This window comes from Dawidia soli (assembly GCF_018598185.1).
Lineage (GTDB): Bacteria > Bacteroidota > Bacteroidia > Cytophagales > Cyclobacteriaceae > Ohtaekwangia > Ohtaekwangia soli.
The window spans coordinates 1-575 of record NZ_JAHESC010000111.1 but is presented as its reverse complement, the minus strand read 5'-3'; the positions used below and the strand labels follow the sequence as shown (position 1 = coordinate 575).

1 protein-coding gene is annotated in these 575 nt (G+C 52.9%); it reads left to right on the top strand.

All coding sequences use genetic code 11. The annotated features are described in order from the left end of the window. The coding region (locus KK078_RS30950; protein WP_254094788.1) for a hypothetical protein at positions 1-575 on the top strand (575 nt) is incomplete at both ends.

The window sequence follows — 575 nt, the reverse complement described above, 5'->3', positions numbered from 1 at the left end:
ATCTACGGGTTCAGAGGATTATTCGGCCGCCGGTATATTGCGAGCCGCGAGTCGGTAGGGCTGGCGGCTGATGCATCGTGGTATCTGTATTATAAGAAGAAAGTCTTTCCCGAGAACAGGGAAGGGATCTTTATCTCCAAGTTTGACAAGAGCAAAGAGGGGTTTTCGCTGGGGGTAGGGGCTTCGATCGCTACCTCGGGGGACAATGGCTATACCTTCTCGAGCAAAGTATTCTTCCTGCTCTCGCTGCCGGAGATCATCCTCATACAGGGACAGGCGGCTATTCTTAAAACACGCCTGGGTCTTGATACGACCTCGGATCCACCGTTCTCGGCCATGGTGGCGATCTCACGCGATGGTGTGGAAGCCGCTTTTGGTGTAAACTATAAACTTCCGGACAGCGGCGCGATCATCCAGGTAGATGCGCTGGTGGAGATGGCGTTCTTCAAAAAGAATGCTTCGGCCTGGTATATCAACGTAGGGCGTGACCTGCCGGAAAACAAGCGCGTACAGGCAAAGATCCTGTCGTTGTTCAACATGTACTCGTACCTGATGCTTTCGTCGCAAGGCATTCG